Genomic DNA, 18,080 nt, shown 5'->3' with positions numbered 1-18,080 from the left:
AATAATGCTCAGAGATCGATTGCCATGGCCGCACCCGCCTTGCCGCTCTCCCACGACGCCATCATTCAGGACTCCTGGTCCCGTTGCCGCGCGTTCGGCCTCAATCATCAGAGCGCCCCGGCGTTCGATCAGTTGCCGGCCGAGGGCATTGCGCAATTGCTGGAGAGCCAGCACTCACTGGTGCAAACCACTCACCAGGAAGTCCTGCCGTATTACGAGAACATCCTCAGCAACTCCAACTGCCTGATCATGCTCGCCGACAATCAGGGCCAGGTGCTGACGTCCTGGGGCACCCAGCGTTTTATCGAGCCGAACCTGACCCGCGGTTTCAGCGCCGGTGCCAGCTGGATGGAGCGCTGCAGCGGCACCAATGCAATCGGCACCGCGCTGGCCTGCGAGCAGGCGGTGCACATCGAGCACGATGAACATTTTCTGAAAGCCAACCGTTTTATGACCGGTTCCGCCGCACCGATTTTCGATGCTGAACGCAAGGTCATCGCGGTGCTGGATGTGTCCAGCGACAGTTACCTGCCGCCGTCCCACACCCTCGGCATGGTCAAGATGATGAGTCAGACCGTGGAAAACCGGCTGATCCTCAACCTGTTCCATGGCCAGCATTTTCAACTGACCTTCAACACCGGACTGAACAACCTCGACAGCCAGTGGGCCGGACTGCTGATCTTTGACGAAACCGGTCAGGTGCTGTCCGCCAACCGCCGGGCCGACAATCTGCTCGGCATCAGCCTTTCGCGGGTCAGTGTCGAAAGCCTGTTCAAAGTCTCACTGCTGGAGTTGTTGAACCAGCCGGATGGCCTGCCCTTCGCTTTGCAAACTTCGGGACGCAACCGCTTCCAGTGCCTGTTGAAGCGGCCGAAACAAATGCCCATTCAGCCGCGCGTCTTTGCCGAGCCGGTGGTGGCAGCGTCCGAAGCGATCAGCCTCAACACCCTGCATTTCGGTGACAGCCGCGTGGAAAAAGCCGTGCGCCAGGCCGAGCGGTTGCTGGAAAAAGACATTCCGTTGTTGATCCACGGCGAAACCGGGGTCGGCAAGGAAGTCTTCGTCAAAGCCCTGCATCAGGCCAGTTCGCGGAGCAAAAAACCCTTCATCGCCGTCAACTGTGCAGCGATCCCCGCCGAACTGGTGGAATCCGAACTGTTTGGCTACGAGAAAGGTGCGTTCACCGGTGCCAACCAGAAAGGCAGCATCGGGCTGATCCGCAAGGCCGACAAAGGCACCCTGTTCCTTGATGAAATCGGCGATATGCCGTTGCCGACTCAGGCTCGACTGCTGCGAGTGTTGCAGGAGCGTTGCGTGCAACCGGTGGGCAGCAGCGAGTTGTTCCCGGTGGATATACGGATTATTTCCGCGACCAACCGCTCGTTGCGCGAACAGGTTCAGTTGGGGCGGTTTCGTGAAGATCTCTATTACCGGATTGGTGGTTTGACCCTGGAACTGCCGCCGTTAAGAGAACGCAGTGACAAAGAGGCCTTGTTCAAACGTCTGTGGGAACAGCACCGCGAGCCGAGCCAATGGGCGGGATTGAGTCGCGAAGTGTTGGAGCTGTTCGGGCGCCACCCGTGGCCGGGGAATTTGCGCCAGGTCAGCAGCGTGATGCAGGTAGCGCTGGCCATGGCCGAGGAACAACCGGTGCGGCCGGAGCATTTGCCGGATGATTTTTTTGTCGATCTGGAAATGGAGCCGGTGGATTTGCCGGAGCCTATGGCGGTGGATTTGAATGATGCCGAGGATTTGAATCGGCAGTTGCAGGCGGCGGGAGGCAATATCTCGCACTTGGCCCGACGGCTGGGGGTTAGTCGCAACACCCTCTATAAACGGTTACGCCAGTCCGAGTGATCGTTCCCACGCTCCGCGTGGGAACGATCAGTGGGCAAACAAAAACCCGCACAAGGCGGGTTTTGTTTGTAGCAAACGCAGCGGTCAGTCAGCCAGACGCCAGGTCGTGCCACCCTTGCCGTCTTCCAGCACCACGCCCATGGCGGTGAGCTGGTCGCGGATACGGTCGGATTCGGCCCAGTCTTTACCAGCACGAGCCGCCAGACGCGCAGCAATCAGCGCATCAACCTCAGCCGCATCAACCCGCCCTTCGGCACCGGCCTGCAGGAAGTCATCGGCTTCGAGCTGCAACACACCCAGCACGCTAGCCAATTCCTTCAAGCGCGCCGCCAGACCCGCCGCCGCATCGAGATCACTCTCGCGCAGACGGTTGATCTCGCGAACCATCTCGAACAGCACCGCGCAGGCTTCCGGCGTGCCGAAGTCGTCGTTCATCACCTGAGTGAAACGCTCGACAAAGGCTTCGCCGCCAGCAGGCGCCACGCTTGGCAGGCCTTTCAACGCATGGTAGAAACGCTCGAGTGCGCCTTTGGCGTCCTTGAGGTTGTCTTCCGAATAGTTGATCGCGCTGCGGTAGTGGCTCGACACCAGCAGGTAACGCACGACTTCCGGGTGGTACTTTTCCAGCACGTCGCGAATGGTGAAGAAGTTGTTCAAGGACTTGGACATCTTCTCGCCATTGATGCGAATCATGCCGCAATGCATCCACGCGTTGGCGTAGGTCTTGCCGGTGGCCGCTTCGCTCTGGGCGATTTCGTTTTCGTGGTGCGGGAACTCGAGGTCGCTGCCGCCACCATGAATGTCGAAGGTCTCGCCGAGGCAGCAAGTCGACATCACCGAGCACTCGATGTGCCAGCCCGGCCGACCGTCGCCCCAAGGCGAAGGCCAGCTCGGCTCGCCCGGCTTGGCGCCCTTCCACAATACGAAGTCCAGCGGGTCCTGCTTGGACTCGTCGACTTCGATCCGCGCGCCGATGCGCAGGTCTTCGATTTTCTTGCGCGACAGCTTGCCGTAGCCCATGAACTTGGCGACGCGGTAATACACGTCGCCATTGCCCGGAGCGTAGGCGTAGCCCTTGTCGATCAGGGTCTGGATCATCGCGTGCATACCGGGGATATGCCCGGTGGCGCGCGGTTCCATGTCGGGCTTCTTGATGTTCAGGCGCGCTTCGTCTTCGTGCATCGCCGCGATCATGCGCTCGGTCAAGGCTTCGAACGACTCGCCGTTCTCGTTGGCCCGATTGATGATCTTGTCGTCGATGTCGGTGATGTTGCGCACGTAAGTCAGGTCGTAGCCGCTGAACCGCAACCAGCGGGTCACCAGGTCGAACGCGACCATGCTGCGGCCGTGGCCCAGGTGGCAGTAGTCGTACACGGTCATCCCGCAGACGTACATGCGCACCTTGTTGCCATCCAGCGGCTTGAAGACTTCTTTGCTCTTGGTGAGCGTGTTGTAGATCGTAAGCACTTTAGGTTCCTTGAATCACTGGCCCCACGAATCACGCAAGGTCACGGTACGGTTGAACACCGGATGACCGGGTTTCGAGTCCTTGATATCCGCGCAGAAGTAACCTTCGCGCTCGAACTGGAAACGGTCTTCCGGCTGTGCATTGCCCAGCGAGGGTTCAGCACGACAACCGGTGAGGACTTGCAGCGAGTCAGGGTTGATGTTGTCCAGGAAACTGGCGCTGTCTTCGGCCTTCTCAGGGTTGGCCGAACGGAACAGGCGATCGTACAGACGCACTTCGCACTCGACGCTGGCCGCAGCCGGCACCCAGTGAACCACGCCTTTGACCTTGCGGCCTTCAGGGTTCTTGCCCAGGGTTTCCGGGTCGTAGGAGCAACGCAGTTCGACGATGTTGCCATCGGCGTCCTTGATCGCTTCGTCGGCGCGAATCACGTAGCTGCCGCGCAGACGCACTTCGCCGTTGGGTTCCAGGCGTTTGTAGCCTTTTGGCGGCTCTTCCATGAAGTCATCGTGGTCGATGTAGATCTCACGGGCGAACGGCAGCTTGCGCACGCCCAGTTCTTCTTTCTGCGGATGACGCGGCAGTTCGAGGTTCTCGACCTGGTCTTCCGGGTAGTTGGTGATCACCACCTTCAATGGACGCAGCACGCACATGGCGCGCGGAGCGTTCTGGTCCAGATCCTGACGGATGCTGAATTCGAGCATGCCGAAATCGACGACGCCGTCAGAACGGTTGGTGCCGACCATGTCGCAGAAATTGCGGATCGACGCAGGCGTGTAACCACGGCGGCGGAAGCCGGACAGCGTGGACATGCGCGGATCGTCCCAGCCAAGAACGTGCTTTTCATCGACCAGTTGCTTGAGCTTGCGCTTGCTGGTGATGGTGTAGTTCAGGTTCAGACGGCTGAATTCGTACTGACGCGGTTGCGCCGGCACGGGCAGGTTCTCGAGGAACCACTCGTACAGCGGACGATGGCTTTCGAATTCCAGGGTGCAGATCGAGTGAGTGATACCTTCGATGGCGTCCGACTGACCATGAGTGAAGTCGTAGTTCGGGTAGATGCACCACTTGTCACCGGTCTGGTGGTGGTGAGCGTGACGGATGCGATACATGATCGGGTCGCGCAGGTTCATGTTCGGCGAGGCCATGTCGATCTTGGCCCGCAACACGCGTGCGCCGTCCTTGAATTCACCGGCCTTCATGCGGGCGAACCAGTCGAGGTTTTCTTCCACGGAACGATCGCGGAACGGGCTGTTCTTGCCCGGCTCGGTCAGCGTGCCACGGTATTCCTTGGCCTGTTCAGGGCTCAGGTCGTCGACGTAGGCCTTGCCGGCCTTGATCAGCTCAACGGCCCAATCGTGCAACTGGTCGAAATACTGCGAGGCGTAGCGCACTTCACCGGACCATTCGAAGCCCAGCCATTTGACGTCGCTTTCGATCGCGTCGATGTATTCCTGGTCTTCCTTGGCCGGGTTGGTGTCGTCGAAACGCAGGTGCGTGACGCCGCCAAATTCCTGGGCCAGGCCGAAGTTCACGCAAATCGACTTGGCGTGACCAATGTGCAGGTAGCCGTTGGGCTCAGGCGGGAAACGGGTGACAATCTGCGTGTGCTTACCCGAGTCCAGGTCCGCCTGGATGATCGGGCGCAGGAAATTGACCGGCACGGCAGGGCCGGTCTTGGAATTCGAGGTAGGGTCGACAGTGGGCTTGCTCATAGGATCCTTGAACGTACAAGTGCGCGGCCAGTTGGCCAAATCAAAGCGGCTGTTAAAACAAAGGGGCTTATCATAGCCGATGCCGTCAAGTCGCTGACAGCGCAGGGCAAAAAACGGCTGCATTTAATCGGATGCAAATGAAAAACCGCCTCGAAATTCGCGCTTGGCACGCTAAACTGCGCATCTTGGCCAAAATTGGCCGGACCGGTTGAGGGCTTCAACGCCCCGAAACCCACGAATTCCCAGAAAACGCTTTTTTTAAAAAGAGTCCCCGATCATGACCCAAGTCAAACTGACCACCAACCATGGCGACATCGTCCTGGAACTGAACGCTGAGAAAGCCCCGATCACCGTGGCCAACTTCATCGAGTACGTCAAAGCCGGTCACTACGAAAACACCGTTTTCCACCGTGTCATCGGTAACTTCATGATCCAGGGCGGCGGTTTCGAGCCAGGCATGAAAGAAAAGAAAGACAAGCGCCCAAGCATCCAGAACGAAGCCGACAACGGCCTGCCGAACGAGAAGTACACCGTTGCCATGGCTCGCACCATGGAGCCGCATTCGGCTTCCGCCCAGTTCTTCATCAACGTGGCTGACAACAGCTTCCTGAACCACAGCGCCAAGACCACTCAGGGCTGGGGCTACGCGGTATTCGCCAAAGTCGTTGCAGGCACCGACGTAGTGGACAAGATCAAAGGTGTTTCCACCACCATGAAGTCCGGCCACCAGGACGTACCAGCAGAAGACGTGATCATCGAGAAAGCCGAGATCATTGAGTGATACTGCTGATTTCAGACTTGCATCTGGAAGAGGAGCGCCCGGACATCAGCCGGGCGTTTCTGGATTTGCTCGCCGGACGCGCCCGCTCGGCGAGTGCGTTGTACATCCTGGGCGACTTTTTCGAGGCGTGGATTGGCGACGATGCCATGACGCCCTTTCAGCGTTCCATCTGCCAGGCCCTGCGCGAACTCAGCGACAGCGGCACGGCCATTTTTCTGATGCACGGCAATCGCGACTTCATGCTCGGCCAGGCCTTTTGCAAACAGGCCGGCTGCACATTGCTGAAAGACCCGAGTGTCGTGCAGTTTTACGGTGAGCCGGTGCTGTTGATGCACGGCGACAGCCTCTGCACCCGCGACGAAGCCTATATGAAGCTGCGTCGCTATCTGCGTAACCCGATCACCCTGTTCATCCTGCGGCATCTGCCCTTGGGCACCCGGCATAAACTGGCGCGCAAGCTGCGCAGTGAAAGCCGTGCCCAGACGCGGATGAAGGCGAATGACATTGTGGATGTCACGCCGGAAGAAGTGCCGCGGATCATGCAGGCCTTTGGCGTGAAAACCTTGATCCATGGGCACACCCATCGCCCGGCCATTCACAAGTTGCAGATTGGCGAGCAAGCGGCCAAGCGCATTGTGCTGGGGGATTGGGATCGTCAGGGGTGGGCGTTGCAGGTGGATGAGCAAGGGTTTGCGTTGGCACCGTTCGATTTCGCCCCGCCGCCACAGCTAGCAGCCCCCGCAAACTAACGGCCAAACACAATACCAATGTGGGAGCGGGCTTGCTCGCGAAGGCGGATTAGCATTCAACAGCTTAGTTGACTGTTACACCGCATTCGCGAGCAAGCCCGCTCCCACATTGGTTCTTCACCAGACTCTAGTGACCGGAGGCAGCCGGCCCCGCCTTCGCCGCAAACGGCGGTTTCGCCAGCCACACCAGCACAATCAAACCCATGAATGCCCACCCCAGCAACGTGAAGTAATCCACGGTGGAGAGCATGTACGCCTGACTGGTCAGTACATGATCCAGTTGCGCATACGCCGGATTGCTCGCCCCGCCCAAGCTGTTCAGCGCCTCGCGGGTAGCCGGCTCATAGGTGCTGATACTTTCGCTCATATAGGCGTGGTGCTGATCCGCCCGGCGAATCCATATCCACGTCGTCAACGAGGCCGCAAAGCTACCGCCCAACGTCCGCAGGAACGTCGCCAGGCCCGCGCCGTCGGCGATCTGGCTAGGTGGCAGGTCCGACATCAGAATGCTCAAGGTCGGCATGAAGAACAGCGCCACGCCAATCCCCATGAACAGCTGCACCAGGGCGATGTGCTGGAAGTCCACTTCATTGGTAAACCCGGCACGCATGAAGCAGCTCAGGCCAATCGCCAGAAACGCCAGGCCGGCCAGCAGCCGCAGGTCGAATTTGTGCGCGTACTTGCCGACAAACGGCGACATCAGCACCGGCAGAATCCCGATCGGCGCCACCGCCAGCCCCGCCCAGGTCGCCGTGTAACCCATCTGGGTTTGCAGCCATTGCGGCAGAATCAGGTTGATCCCGAAGAACCCGGCGTAACCCAACACCAGCACAATCGTGCCGATGCGAAAGTTGCGGTAAGCGAACAGCCGCAGATTGACCACCGGGTGTTTGTCGGTCATTTCCCAGATCACGAACACCGCCAGCGCTATCACCGAAATGGCCGCGCCAATGAGGATGAAGTTCGACTCGAACCAATCCAGGTCGTTACCCTTGTCAAGGATCACCTGCAACGCGCCGACGCCAATGATCAACGTGATCAAACCCACGTAATCCATTGGCTGACGGCTGGTTTCCACCGGCCGCGCCTTGAGTTGCTGGCGCACCACCATCACCGCGAAAACACCGATCGGCACGTTGATGAAGAAGATCCACGGCCAGCTATAGCTGTCGGTAATCCAGCCGCCGAGGATGGGGCCGGCAATCGGCGCCACCACCGTGACCATCGCCAGCAACGCCAGGGCCATGCCGCGCCTGGCGGGCGGATAGACGGCAATCAGCAGCGTTTGAGTCATCGGGTAAAGGGGACCTGCCACCAGGCCTTGAAGCACCCGAAAGCCAATCAGCTCCGGCATCGAGGTCGAGATACCGCAAAGAAACGAAGCCAGCACGAACAGAATCGTCGCCCAGAGAAACAGCTTCACCTCGCCGAAACGTCGGCTGAGCCAACCGGTCAGCGGCAGCGCGATGGCGTTGCTCACGGCGAACGAGGTAATCACCCAAGTGCCCTGCTCCGAACTCACGCCCAGGTTGCCGGAAATCGTCGGCAGCGCCACGTTGGCGATGGTGGTGTCGAGCACTTGCATGAAGGTCGCCAGCGACAGGCCGATGGTGCTGAGCAGCAGGCTGGGCGGCGTGAAAGAGGCGTTATTGCTCATCGCGAATCCTTTGGAACTCGGCTGGCGCGGCGCCTTTTAACGGGCGCCGCTGAGGGATTGGCGAATCAGCGTTGAACGGTTTTGCTGACCGCAGCGCTGTTGTCGTGGATCAACTGAGTGATCATCGCGTCGGCCTCGGCCAACTGACGGTCATACACATTGGTGCTGAACGAGGCCTTTTGCGGCGGTTGTTGCGCCAGCACCGGGCCGCTCTGGTCGCGCAGGTTTACATCGACCTGAGTCGACAGGCCGACCCGCAACGGGTGCTTGGCCAGCTCTTCGGCGTTGATGTGAATCCGCACCGGCACCCGCTGGACGATCTTGATCCAGTTACCGGTGGCGTTCTGCGCGGGCAGCAGGGCAAACGCGCTGCCGGTACCGGCGCCGAGGCTGTCGATGGTGCCGCTGAACTTCACGTCGCTACCGTAGAGGTCGGCCTCGATGTCCACCGGTTGACCGATGCGCATGTCACGCAGTTGGGTTTCCTTGAAGTTGGCGTCGATCCACAGCTGATCCAGCGGAATGACCGCCATCAACGCGGTGCCCGGCTGGACGCGTTGGCCCAGTTGTACCGAGCGTTTGGCCACGTAACCGGTCACCGGCGCGATCAAGGTGCTGCGGGAGTTGTTCAAGTACGCCTGACGCAATTGCGCGGCTGCGGACATCACGTCCGGGTGCGACGAAACCACGGTGTCATCGACCAAAGCACTGGTGGTTTTCAGTTGCTGTTTGGCGTTGGCCAAGGCGTTTTGCGCCGAGGTTAGGTCGTCGCGAGCGTGGGACAGTTCTTCCTGGGAAATCGCGCCGCCAGCGGCGAGGTTTTTCCGGCGATTGAAGTTGTCCTGAGCCTTTTGCACTTCAGCCTGTTGGGCGTTGACCTGGGCTTTCATGCCGTCGACGTTGCTGTACAAGCCGCGAACCTGACGCACGGTGCGGGCCAGATTGGCCTGGGCACTTTGCAGACCGACTTCGGCGTCGTTCGGGTCGAAGTTGATCAGCACCTGACCTTCGTGCACCAGGTCGCCGTCGTCGGCGCCAATGCTGACCACGGTGCCGGTGACCAACGGAGTGATTTCCACCACGTTGCCGTTTACATAGGCGTCGTCGGTGCTTTCGTTCCAGCGACCGTAGAATTCGTGATAACCCCAGACGCCGACACCGGCGAGGACTACCACGATAGCCAGAACGACCAGCATGACTTTGCGTTTGCGCGAATTGCTCGTGTCTTGAGCGTTGTCAGGGGTTGGTGTTGTTGTTTCGGCAGTGGCCATGACAAATACCTTGAATTAGTTGTGCTGCGTGGCTGGGGTTGCGTTGGCTGCGGTCAGGGTCTCGCCCTGGTAGCCGCCGCCCAGCGCCTGCATCAATTGGATCGACAGGTCGATCTGCTCGGCATTCAGGTTGGCCAGCTGACGCTGGGCCTGGAGCAATTGCTGCTCGATGCTGAGCACGTCCAGGTAATTCCCGATGCCGGAACCGTACCGCTGGACCACGGTGTTGTAAGAATCCTGGGCAATGTCGGTGGCGTGCTGCTGAGCGCCGATCTGCCGGCCGATATCGCGCAACTGGTTGATGGTGTCGCTGACATCCCCCAGGGCTTTCACCAGGCTTTTGTTGTATTGCGCCACGGCGAGGTCGTAATCGGCATCGCGGGAATCAAGGTTGGCACGCAGGCGGCCACCGTCGAAAATCGGCACAGAAATCGTCGGCGCAATGTTGAAGAAACGACTGGCCGAACCGAACATCGCGTCGCCCAGCAAAGATTCGGCACCGGCCGCAGCGCTAAGGTTCAAGTTTGGATAGAACTGGGTTTTGCCGGCGTCGATGTTCTTGCTCGCCGCCTCAACCCGCCAACGGGCGGCCACGAGGTCTGGACGACGACCGAGCAACTCGGCCGGCAGCACCGAGGGCAACGCGACGGCGCTGGCCTGAAGGATTTTCGGCCGGGCGATTTCGTTGCCGCGATCCGGGCCTTTACCGAGCAAGACGGCCAAGGCGATTTTCGCGCTTTGCAGGCGTTTTTCGGCGTCGATCAGGCTGGCTTCGGACGTGGCTTCCAGACTCTCGGTTTGCTGGAACTGGTACTGACTGTCGATCCCCGAGCTCAGGCGGCGCTGGCTCAGGTCGAGCATTTGCCTGGTGCGCTTGAGGTCTTCACTGGCCAGGTCATAGACGATGTGCGCCTGACCCAGATCGCTGTAAGCGCGAGCCACGTCGGCGGACAAGGTCAACTGAGCGGCCTGTTGATCGACTTCGGCAGCACGGGCCTGGCCCAGTGCAGCTTCCCAGGCATCACGCTGACCGCCCCAGAGGTCGAAGTTGTAATTGAAGCTGGCGCCGATGTTGCGCACGGTGGAATAAGTGCCGCCCTGCCCGCTCGGGTCCTGATCCCGGGCCAGACGCGAACGGCTGACGCCAGCGCTGGCATCGAGGGTTGGCATGCGCGCGGCATCCGCTGCATAAGCGGCGGCGCTGGCCTGGTGAGCCCGGGCGTCGGCGATTTGCATGTCGGGGCTGTCGTGCAGGGCTTCGCGGATCAAGCCGTCGAGCTGTGGGTCGCCGAGGATTTTCCACCAGTCACTTTTCGGCCAGGCTGCGGGCGACAGGGTCACGCCGCTGAGGGATTGCCCGGCCTTGAGGTTTTTCGCATCGAGGCTTTTGCCTTCGGTGGTCAGGCCGCTGTAGCTGGCGCAACCGGCCAGGGTCATGGCCGCCAGCACCAGGCTCAGGCCTGTACGCAGGGTTTTACTGCTCATTTGTCACCTACCCGCAGCAGGGTGATCGAGTCACCGGCTGCCACCAAAATTTTCTTCAGGATCTGTTCCAGGGTCTGCAACTCCTCTGGGGTGATCGCGCCAGCCAGTTCATTCATGGCGTCGGCGCCGATCTCCGGCAGGCGGTCAGTCAACTGCTGGCCTTGTTCGGTCAGCACCAACTGAACCTGACGGCGATCCGCTTCGGAGCGTTGGCGGGCGAGGAAGCCTTTCTGTTCCAGACGGTCGAGCATGCGGGTCATCGATCCGCTATCCAGCGACAGGTGACGGCACAGCTCGGCCGGGGTATCGACGCCGAACTGGGCCATGATGATCAGCACTTTGAACTGCGCGGCGGTGATGCCGTGGGGTTCCATATGCGTGTCGATGATCCGGTCCTTGAGCAGCGCGGCGCGCCCGAGCAGGAGGCCGAGATGGCAAGTGTGGAATGCGTCTGGGGTGAAATGTTTCATCTGTCCACCAATTAGCTGCCTAGGCAGAGAATGTATGTCGAGATGTTACTGCCTAGGCAGCGAATGTCAACGTAATAGTTAGGTTGCTTTCTATTTTGTTGATGAGTGGTGGTTTTGACGCAAAAAAAGATCGCAGGCTTCGCCAGCTCCTACGGGAGGTTTGAGGACACCCGTAGGAGCTGGCGAAGCCTGCGATCTTTTTGCTTTTGTCTTACAAATGTCGCCGCACCGGTCGACCCAGCCTTTAACTGAGTCGACACTGGCCCCGCTTACTTAAACTTGCACTGCTCTGGCGCCACGCCAGCGCAACGAGGCAACACACTTCCATCGGGCTGGGTCTCGTTGGTCCACGCAGCACCTGCCGGCTTCACTGCGCCAGTGGTTTTCAGCGCCATTCGCACGCTTTCATGTTTTGGACCCACGTAGTCACAGGCCGCATAGTTCTTCGCGTTAACGATATACGCTTCTTTGAACGCTACAGCTTTCAGATCCGCTTCAACAGCCACCGGGTTTTCACCGGTCCATTGCAGACCATTCGCCGCAGCGGCGGTGTAAGCAAAACCGCCACCGCTCAATGCTGTTTGCTGGATAGAATTCACAGTCGGGCAGGCATTGTCGGCATAGGCGTTAGCCATCAGAGCCATCATTACAACTACGCCAGCGGAAATTTTCTTGGTAATACCGGTCATGCTTGTTACTCCATGTTTGCACTTTAGGGTTAGTCATCATCCATCTTCGACTTGTTATCAGCCCAGGCAGATAAATCAACAGATCGCATCAATTGCGATGGCTCATCCTAATACAGACGCACATTTCAAAGAACAGCAAACACATGACCAGAAGACTTCAAGATGTGTCTCTTCAGACTTCCACAACCGCAACAAAAAGAATAGCTTTAGCTATTAAAAATTAACTTTTTTCTTTTTATATCAACAACTTGAATATATAAATCATTCATCAACCACAAACTTTAATTTTAGCAAAATCAACAAAACCAGATATTCCCCACCACACAAACACTTCCGCCCTACGACCAAAAACAATTAAGTGTTCAATCATCTACAACTTACCTTACGTTCAACAGCAAAACTTCCCACACAAAAAACTCTCCTTCCCCACCTCATGTCGTTATTGCATGAAGAGAAAGAAGAGCATTTTGAGTGAGCGTTAAATCAAAAATCCCGCTTGTAGAAGATATCCAGCGAACTGGCCACGCCGCCCGCCGCTTCGAGGTAGACCTTCTTGCTCAGCTTGTAACGCAAGGCGATGGTGTTGGCCGGCTCGAACACGCCAACGCCATAACGCAGGCTGAGCTTCTCGGAGATATTGCCGCTGGCTACTACGCTGGTGGCGTTGCCGCTGCCCTGGGTGTCGAGCTGGAAGTCCTGAATGCCCAGGTTCTTGGCCAACCCGCTGGTCACCCCCGAACTGCCCATCAAGCCCAACCCGAGCGCGGCCTGGGCGAGCATATTGTTGTCCTCACCGTTGCTGCTCAGCGGACGCCCCAGCACCAGATAGGACAACGCCTGCTCCTGGCTCATGGCCGGCTCGGAGAAAATCTGTGTGGTCGGCTGCTCGGCGCTGCCGCTCAGGCGAATGCCGGCGATCACGTCGTCGGTCTGGCGAATCGCTTCGATGTCCAGATACGGCTGATCGATCGGGCCGGCAAACAGCAAACGCGCCCGGCGCACGGTCAATCGCTGACCGTAGGCACGATAACGCCCATCGTTGAGCCAGAGCTCGCCGCGGGTGTCCATGTTGTCGCCGATGTGCACATGACCTTGCAGGTTGGCGGTCAGGCCAAACCCGGCGAAGCTGAGTTTGTCCTGACCGACCACCACATCGATGTCCATCGCCATGGCCATCGGCGGCTTGCCCTCTTCGGTCTGTTGACCGACGATCACCGTGTCATCGGACACCTTGACCGTCGATGGCGGCAACTCGCGCACGGTGATCTCGCCTTTCGGCACCAGCACTTTGCCGGTGATCGCCAGTTTGTCGTCCTTCACCGAAATCTTCAGGTCCGGCGCCACTTCCAGCTTGGCATACGGCTCGACGGTGACGGGCAATTGCGTACCTTTGAGCGCCAAATCAACCACCAATGCCTGCCCCCAGGCGATGTTGCCGCTCAAGGTGCCCTGCCCGGCCTTGCCGCTTTTCCAGCCGCCGTTCAATTGCACGGTTTCGCCAGCGATCACGGCTTGAAGTTGCAGCGCTTCAAGGTCCATCGGCAGTTCGGGCCCGGAAATCTCGCCGTCGCTGAGCAACAGATTGCCGTTGACCTGCGGCGCCAGCAGCGTACCTGCGAGCGTGCCGCTACCATTCAAGCGTCCGGTCAGTTTCTCGACCATCGGCACAAACGGCCGCGCGACCGACAGGTCCAGTCCGTTCAAACGGAATGAGCCGGTCAGTGGTTTGTCCTTCGGCAACGGATTGATCTGCGCCTGGAGCATGAGCTCACCGAGCTTGCCGCCGACGAAATTGAGGTCAGTGTCGATGCGCTTGGGCGTGAGTTTGCTGTTGAGTTTCAGGGTCTGGTACGGGAAGTCCAGCCACTGGTCCTTCTCCTTGATGCGCAACGTGCCGCCGCTGGCATCGATGCTGATCTGGCCGTTCGGGCCGCTGGCCGGCAGGTCCAGTTGCAGGTCGGCGTTGAGTCGTCCCTTCCAGGCGAAATCCTTGGGCAACCACTGCGCCAGGCTGTCGATCGGGAACTGTTTGAGGTGATAACGCAGCTTCGGCTCAGGCATCAGGCGCTGATCCTCACCGCACAGGCTGGCCGGGCCGGACGTCCAGCAATGAGCGCCAAAATTGATCTTGCCGTCCGCCAGCCGCTCCAACTTCGCCGGACCTTGCAGTTTCCAGTCTTGACCGCCGGCCTGGATATCGCCGCTGGCCAGGCGCCCGCGCCAATTGCCTTGGTCCAGATTGCCGTCGAGGCCGAGCGCGAGTTTCAGCTTCGGCCCTTGCAGGTCGAGGGTGAGTTTCTGGTTTTTGATATCGCCCTGGCCGCTGGCGGTCAGCGTGCCCAGTGACGTCTCACCGGCCTGAATGCCGCTGCCCTTGAGGTCGATTTTCGCACGCTGCGCGCTGTCGAGGGTGGCGTCCAGGTTCAGGCTTTGCAGGCGATTGTCTTCGAAGGCCAGTTGCGTGCCTTGCAGCCCGAGCTTGCCTTGCGGGGCCTTGAGCGTCCCGGCGACATCGATGCGACCATTGAGCTGACCGCGTAGTTGCGGCCACAGCTGAGCCAGGCGCGGCAGCTTGATATCGATCTGACCGGCGAGCTTCTGTTGCAGGCTGCCCTTGCCGTTGATGCTGTTGTCACCGAGGCGAATCTGCAATGCACTGAGGTTCCATTGCTCGCCGCCGCCATCGGCTTTGGCCTGGATTACTGCCGGTTGGCCGCGCAGTTTGCCTTTCAAGTCAAGATCAGCGGTCAGGCTGAGTTTTTCATTCTTCATCTCGCCTTTGCTGCGCAACGGTCCGGCCAGGATGCCCGGCAACTCCGCGACCCAGTACGCCGGGTTGATCGCCGACAGGTCCAGCGCGGTGTCCCAGGCAATGCCGTCGGCGAATTGCAGGTTCAGGTGCCCTTCGGCCTTGCCCTGCCCGGCTTCGAGTTGAATTTGTTGCAGGTAGATTTTCGTCAGGTCGCCGCTGAACGGGCTGGTCAGGCTGAACGCCCCGGCCGGGCCGTCGAGTGCGGCGTTGAAGTGCCCCATGTACTGGCCGTCGGTGTAGGAGACTTCACCGTTGAAGCTGCGCAACGCCACTTCTGGCTCGTCGATCAGCGGATAGAGGCGATGCCACGGGAAATCCAGCCAGTCGATTTTTGCATCGGCACTCAGGCCTTTGCTCCAGTCGAGTTTGCCGGTGAGTTTGAGGCTTTGCTTGTCGTTGGCCGTGAGGTCCAACCCGGCGATCTGAGCGCCATTGGCATCGACCTTGCCTTGCAGCAACAACGCGACCGGGCCAAGTTCTGCGGGCAACGTGGCTTTGCCAAGCAACTGGTAACCGTTTTTCAGGTCGCCGTCGCCGGTGAGCTCCAGTTGGTTGATCTGCAGGGTGTCCGGCAGATCGGCGCCAGGCTTGAAACCGTCAGCGGTGATCCGCACCTTGGCCGGCAGGTTTTCCACCAGCGGTTGCAGTTCGCCGGTCAATTGTCCGTCGAGGTAACCGCTGCTGTCGGCTTTCAGGTTGAGGGTTTTCAGCAGATCGCCTTCAACCTTCAGGGCCAGCGTCCAAGGCCCGGTGCCGGGGGCTGGCAGAGTCAGTTTGCCTTCGGCCTTGAGCGGCCAGTTCCCGCTGGGTTGCAGCAGGCCTGAAAGATTCAGGCTCAGGTCATCCCTTTGCAAATGAACGGAATCGATCTGCAAACCGTTGGCCGTCCAGTGCGCCGCCAGTTGCAGGCCCTTGAGCTCTTCGCTGCCGTTGAACATCAGGCTGCCGACCTGGACATCGCCTAGCTCGATGGCCAGGGGCAACTTCAGATCCGGAAGACTGATCGGCCCGCTGCTTTCTTCTTCCGTGCCGGGCGGAAATTGCAGGCTGACCTGATCGGCTTTCAATTGCTCGATGCACAGGGTCATGCGCGTCAGGCACAGCGGCGACCAGGCGAAAATCACCTTGTTCAACTCAACCCGGCTGCTGTCCTGCTGCCACAGCACATGGTCGGCGCTCCACTGTCCGCCCAAACGACCCTGGAAATTCTCGACGGTCAAACCCGGCACGAACCCCAGCGCCCAGCGACTGCCCGTTGCCGTGCCCAGCACTGTGGCCACGGCCAAAACGACCAGCATCAGCAGCGCCAGAATCGCCAGCAGCGTTATTTTCAAACCACGATTCACAGCTCAGGCCCCATGGAAAAGTGCAATCGAATGCCGCCGTCGTCGTCCATCGCATGGGCCAGGTCGAGGCGTATCGGCCCTACCGGAGAAACCCAGCGCACACCGATGCCGACGCCGGTCTTGAGGTCCGGCAGTTCGAGGGTATTGAAGGAATTGCCTTGGTCGATGAAGGTCGCGACCCGCCATTTTTCGGCAATGGAGTACTGATACTCGACGCTGCCGGCAACCATGTAACGGCCGCCGATGCGGTCGCCCTCGGAGTTTTCCGGGGACAGGCTCTGATAGTCGTAACCGCGCACGCTCTGATCGCCACCGGCGAAGAAGCGCAACGACGGCGGTACCGATTTATAGCCGTTGGTGGCGCTGCCGCCGACCTGCACCCGCCCGAGGAAGCGGTGTTTGTCGAAGACCGTGGTCAAGCCTTTCACCAACGCGGTGCCGTAAATCAGGTTGGTGTCCGAACCCAAGCCTTCCTTGGCCACTTTGGTCTCGAATCCCAGGCGATAACCGTTGTGCGGGTCGATGCGGTTGTCACTTTTAAGGTAGGAATAGCTGACGCCAGGCATCAGCAATGTGCTGAGCCCCGAGTCGTCGCCGAGCCTGTATTCCTCGCGCTGCCACTTGAGCGACACCACGCGCTGCCAACCGCTGGGCAGCTTGCTGTGCCACTCGGGGCCGATGGTCAGCAGTTTGCTGAGGGAGTCCTTGTCGGCGATTTCTTCATTCTGATAACCCGCGGCGAACCGCAATTTGTCGGTCAGCGGCGGGTCCAGGGGAATGTCGTAGAACACACCGACGTTCTGCCGGGGCGCCGAAACCTCGGTCTCCCAGCCATAGCTGTGCCCCTGAGGGTTGACCCAATGCCGGGTCCAGTTGGCCTTGATCCGTGGGCCGACGTCGGTGGAATAACCCAGCCCCAGGCCCATGGTCCGTGGTTTGCGGGTTTCGAGTTTGACGTCTACCGGGATCACATCGTTCTTCGACGCCGTCGGTGCCGCATCCACCCGCACGCTTTCGAAATAGCCGCTCGATTGCATGGCCTGATTGAGTTCGGCGATCAGTTCGGAGTCATAAGGCGCGCCCGCCTTGAAGGGCACCATGCGCAGCAGCAGGTCTTCGTCGAACGGCGTATCGCCTTCGAAACTGACCTTGCCCAGTGAATAACGTGGGCCGCTGTTGTAGATCAGTTCGATGTCGGCAACGCCGGCTCGCGGGTCGACCGACAATTTCTGGCTGCTGAAGTAACCGCTGAAAAAACCATAGCGCGAGGCCTGATTCTGAATCAGGCGCTTGGCATCTTCGTAATGGCCATGGTTGAGCACGGCGCCGGTTTTCAACGCATCGCTTTTGGGTACACGGAAGGATTTGAGGGAGGCGGCCGGGCCGTCGATGCGAATAGTGACATTGCGCAAATGCACCGGCTCGCCGGGATCGATGCTCAGCACCAGGCGCGGCGTCTTGCCGCCCTTCACATCCGAGTCGATCTGCGGCTGGTAATAACCCAAGGCCTGGGCCGCCTTGCGCGCCTGTTCTTCGGCGCCGCGACTGAAGCGCAGCAAGGCTTCTTCGTCACGATCGCCGAGGCTGCCGATATAGCCCTCTATATTGGCTTTCAGTTCATCGTTGGACGGTTTGATCCGCACATCCAATTCACTTTGCGCCAGCGCCGCGCAGCTGGTAATCAGCATCAGCACGCCGCTGGTCATTCTTCCTGGAAAATTCATAGGCGCGGATGCTATCACGAGCTTGGGAGCGTGATAGAGCCTGGCGTGCGGTGAAA

The 18,080-nt window shown here is 59.6% G+C and carries 12 protein-coding genes; 3 read left to right on the top strand and 9 right to left on the bottom strand.

Annotation, left to right across the window (positions count from 1 at the left end; all coding sequences use genetic code 11):
• The first annotated feature begins 24 nt into the window (after positions 1-24).
• A complete protein-coding gene (locus ASC74_RS07175) occupies positions 25-1,857 on the top strand; it encodes a sigma-54-dependent Fis family transcriptional regulator (RefSeq protein WP_056740427.1) in 1,833 nt (610 codons plus the stop codon).
• Positions 1,858-1,941: 84 nt separating this feature from the next.
• Here ASC74_RS07175 and cysS read toward each other — a convergent pair whose 3' ends face one another.
• Positions 1,942-3,324, bottom strand: coding sequence for a cysteine--tRNA ligase (gene cysS / locus ASC74_RS07170; protein ID WP_056740426.1), 1,383 nt, complete (start codon positions 3,322-3,324; stop codon positions 1,942-1,944).
• A gap of 15 nt (positions 3,325-3,339) precedes the next feature.
• Positions 3,340-5,040: a glutamine--tRNA ligase/YqeY domain fusion protein gene (locus ASC74_RS07165; protein ID WP_056740465.1), complete on the bottom strand. Its 1,701-nt coding sequence runs from the start codon at positions 5,038-5,040 to the stop codon at positions 3,340-3,342.
• 277 nt (positions 5,041-5,317) lie between these two features.
• Here ASC74_RS07165 and ASC74_RS07160 point away from each other — a divergent pair, with 277 nt between their 5' ends.
• On the top strand, positions 5,318-5,821 hold the full coding sequence (locus ASC74_RS07160) for a peptidylprolyl isomerase (RefSeq protein WP_033057103.1): 504 nt from the start codon (positions 5,318-5,320) through the stop codon (positions 5,819-5,821).
• The gene (lpxH, locus tag ASC74_RS07155) at positions 5,818-6,570 is read left to right on the top strand and encodes a UDP-2,3-diacylglucosamine diphosphatase (protein WP_046047478.1); all 753 of its coding nucleotides are present in this window, start codon (positions 5,818-5,820) and stop codon (positions 6,568-6,570) included. Before ASC74_RS07160 ends, lpxH begins: the two co-directional genes overlap by 4 nt.
• A 127-nt stretch (positions 6,571-6,697) precedes the next feature.
• On the opposite strand, the gene ASC74_RS07150 is transcribed toward lpxH, so the two are convergent.
• The 7 genes from ASC74_RS07150 to ASC74_RS07120 form a co-directional block, all read right to left on the bottom strand.
• A complete protein-coding gene (locus ASC74_RS07150; RefSeq protein ID WP_056740424.1) occupies positions 6,698-8,227 on the bottom strand; it encodes a DHA2 family efflux MFS transporter permease subunit in 1,530 nt (509 codons plus the stop codon).
• 65 nt (positions 8,228-8,292) lie between these two features.
• Entirely contained in the window at positions 8,293-9,498 is a 1,206-nt protein-coding gene (locus tag ASC74_RS07145; protein WP_056740422.1) for an HlyD family secretion protein, read from the bottom strand.
• A gap of 15 nt (positions 9,499-9,513) precedes the next feature.
• Positions 9,514-10,983, bottom strand: coding sequence for an efflux transporter outer membrane subunit (locus ASC74_RS07140; RefSeq protein WP_056740421.1), 1,470 nt, complete (start codon positions 10,981-10,983; stop codon positions 9,514-9,516).
• A complete protein-coding gene (locus ASC74_RS07135) occupies positions 10,980-11,453 on the bottom strand; it encodes a MarR family winged helix-turn-helix transcriptional regulator (protein ID WP_046047482.1) in 474 nt (157 codons plus the stop codon). The genes ASC74_RS07140 and ASC74_RS07135 overlap by 4 nt, the downstream gene beginning before the upstream one ends.
• Before the next feature lie 269 nt (positions 11,454-11,722).
• Positions 11,723-12,142, bottom strand: coding sequence for a DUF3757 domain-containing protein (locus tag ASC74_RS07130; protein ID WP_201784086.1), 420 nt, complete (start codon positions 12,140-12,142; stop codon positions 11,723-11,725).
• Positions 12,143-12,625: 483 nt separating this feature from the next.
• Positions 12,626-16,300, bottom strand: a complete 3,675-nt coding sequence (locus ASC74_RS07125; protein ID WP_056740418.1) for a translocation/assembly module TamB domain-containing protein — start codon at positions 16,298-16,300, stop codon at positions 12,626-12,628.
• The gene (locus ASC74_RS07120; protein WP_056740416.1) at positions 16,297-18,024 is read right to left on the bottom strand and encodes an autotransporter assembly complex protein TamA; all 1,728 of its coding nucleotides are present in this window, start codon (positions 18,022-18,024) and stop codon (positions 16,297-16,299) included. Before ASC74_RS07120 ends, ASC74_RS07125 begins: the two co-directional genes overlap by 4 nt.
• Between the last annotated feature and the right edge of the window lie 56 nt (positions 18,025-18,080).

This window comes from Pseudomonas sp. Root329 (genome assembly GCF_001424925.1).
Lineage (GTDB): Bacteria > Pseudomonadota > Gammaproteobacteria > Pseudomonadales > Pseudomonadaceae > Aquipseudomonas > Aquipseudomonas arabinosi.
The sequence above is the reverse complement of the archived record's forward strand: the minus strand, read 5'-3'. Positions and strand labels throughout refer to the sequence as shown.

Excerpts from the sequence above, each read along its gene's own strand:
- ASC74_RS07175 (WP_056740427.1), top strand. The coding sequence starts at position 25 with ATGGCCGCACCCGCCTTGCCGCTCTCCCACGACGCCATCATTCAGGAC.
- ASC74_RS07165 (WP_056740465.1), bottom strand. The coding sequence starts at position 5,040 with ATGAGCAAGCCCACTGTCGACCCTACCTCGAATTCCAAGACCGGCCCT.
- ASC74_RS07160 (WP_033057103.1), top strand. The coding sequence starts at position 5,318 with ATGACCCAAGTCAAACTGACCACCAACCATGGCGACATCGTCCTGGAA.
- ASC74_RS07150 (WP_056740424.1), bottom strand. The coding sequence starts at position 8,227 with ATGAGCAATAACGCCTCTTTCACGCCGCCCAGCCTGCTGCTCAGCACC.
- ASC74_RS07145 (WP_056740422.1), bottom strand. The coding sequence starts at position 9,498 with ATGGCCACTGCCGAAACAACAACACCAACCCCTGACAACGCTCAAGAC.
- ASC74_RS07140 (WP_056740421.1), bottom strand. The coding sequence starts at position 10,983 with ATGAGCAGTAAAACCCTGCGTACAGGCCTGAGCCTGGTGCTGGCGGCC.
- ASC74_RS07135 (WP_046047482.1), bottom strand. The coding sequence starts at position 11,453 with ATGAAACATTTCACCCCAGACGCATTCCACACTTGCCATCTCGGCCTC.
- ASC74_RS07130 (WP_201784086.1), bottom strand. The coding sequence starts at position 12,142 with ATGACCGGTATTACCAAGAAAATTTCCGCTGGCGTAGTTGTAATGATG.
- ASC74_RS07120 (WP_056740416.1), bottom strand. The coding sequence starts at position 18,024 with ATGAATTTTCCAGGAAGAATGACCAGCGGCGTGCTGATGCTGATTACC.